Raw genomic sequence first — 1,409 nt, 5'->3', positions numbered from 1 at the left:
CGACGCCGGGCCGCGCCACTCACTGGTCAGCTGCGTGATCACCCTGTCGTAATCGATTGCGGCGGACTCCAACTCGGCGGCCAGCCACCGCCAGGACGACGCCGCGGACATCATCGCCGCCGACCCCGGTCCGGCATACATGCGAGCGGAGTTGACCTCTGGCGGTAACGCCCCGAAATCCAGCACTACGTCTCCTCTAGCTGGTCGCGGCGGCGTTGGCGGCTTCCGTGGCCGCGTACGAACCGGCGCTGGTGCCCAGCATGTTCACGAACATGTCGTGAATTGCCGCGGCTTGGACGCTGGCCGCCTGATACATCCGGGCATGCGTGGCGAACTGTGCCGCCGTCAGCGCCGAAATCTCATCGGCTGCCGGCGGCACTATTCCCGTCGTCGGGCCCGCCGCAGCCGCATTCTGCGCCGCCACTGACGCGCCGATAGCCACCAAATTGCGAGCCGCAGCGGATAGCACCTCCGGCTGGGTTTCTACGAACGCCACGCTGATTTCTCCTCAGTGCTCGGTCTCAACGGCCTTCACGAGCCGCTCGCTAGCGACGTTAGATGGCCGGGAGCCGACTGTGCACTACCAACGACGAGTGTTCACCTAAAGATAGAAAGAGTTCATTACTGCGTACCGCTGACGCCTCTGAACGCCTTATATCTTCATTAGTGAACTTATGTCTCAGATAGTGGATCGCAGCCGTCGCCGATGGCGAGGAAGGGCATCGCATTCGTGACTACGAGGTCGAGTAGATCGGCAGGCTGTAGCGACCGACGAGGCCAGGACGTCAAGTAGTGGATTACGGAGCATTACCGCCGGAAGTCAACTCTGGCCGGATGTACGCCGGCGCGGGCGCGGGACCGATGTTGGCGGCCGCCGCTGCCTGGGACGTGTTGGCCACCGACCTGTACACGACCGCGTCCTGCTACGGCTCGGCGATCTCCGAAATCAGTGGCCTGTGGTCGGGCCCGGCGTCGATTTCGATGGCCGCGGCCGCCGCGCCCTATGTGACGTGGTTGTCCACCACCGCGGCACGGGCCGAGCAGGCGGCGGTCCAGGCCAAGGCCGCCGCGATTGCCTATGAGGCCGCCTTTGCGATGACGGTGCCGCCGCCGGTGATCGCGGCTAACCGGGCGCAGCTGATGATGCTGATCGCGACGAACTTCTTCGGGCAGAACTTTCCGGCTATCGCCGCGACCGAGGCGCACTACTCGGAGATGTGGGCCCAGGATGCGGTGGCGATGTATGGCTACGCCGGCGCCTCAGCGGCCGCGTCGGCGTTGACGACGTTCGACCAGCCGCCGACCACCACCAACCCGATGGGGCAGGCCGGCCAGGCCGCCGCGGTCACCCACGCCGCTGCCACATCGGCCGGAACTGGCGCACAGTCGGCCGAGTCGCAGCTACTGGC

At 65.9% G+C, this 1,409-nt stretch carries 3 protein-coding genes; 1 reads left to right on the top strand and 2 read right to left on the bottom strand.

Annotation, left to right across the window (positions count from 1 at the left end; all coding sequences use genetic code 11):
• Window positions 1-183 (bottom strand): PPE domain-containing protein (locus A5707_RS23010; RefSeq protein ID WP_156657385.1); only part of this gene is annotated, 183 nt, incomplete at its 3' end.
• A 13-nt stretch (window positions 184-196) separates the two neighbouring features.
• Complete coding sequence (locus A5707_RS03385) at window positions 197-496, bottom strand: PE family protein (RefSeq protein ID WP_065012573.1); 300 nt, start codon at window positions 494-496, stop codon at window positions 197-199.
• 296 nt (window positions 497-792) lie between these two features.
• Between A5707_RS03385 and A5707_RS03380 the strand changes: the two genes are divergently transcribed.
• On the top strand, window positions 793-1,409 hold a 617-nt coding region (locus A5707_RS03380; protein WP_156657524.1), incomplete at its 3' end, for a PPE family protein.

The organism is Mycobacterium kyorinense (assembly GCF_001672775.1).
Classification (GTDB): domain Bacteria; phylum Actinomycetota; class Actinomycetes; order Mycobacteriales; family Mycobacteriaceae; genus Mycobacterium; species Mycobacterium kyorinense_A.
Note: the sequence above shows the minus strand (reverse complement) of the source record. Positions and strands in the feature narration are given on the sequence as shown.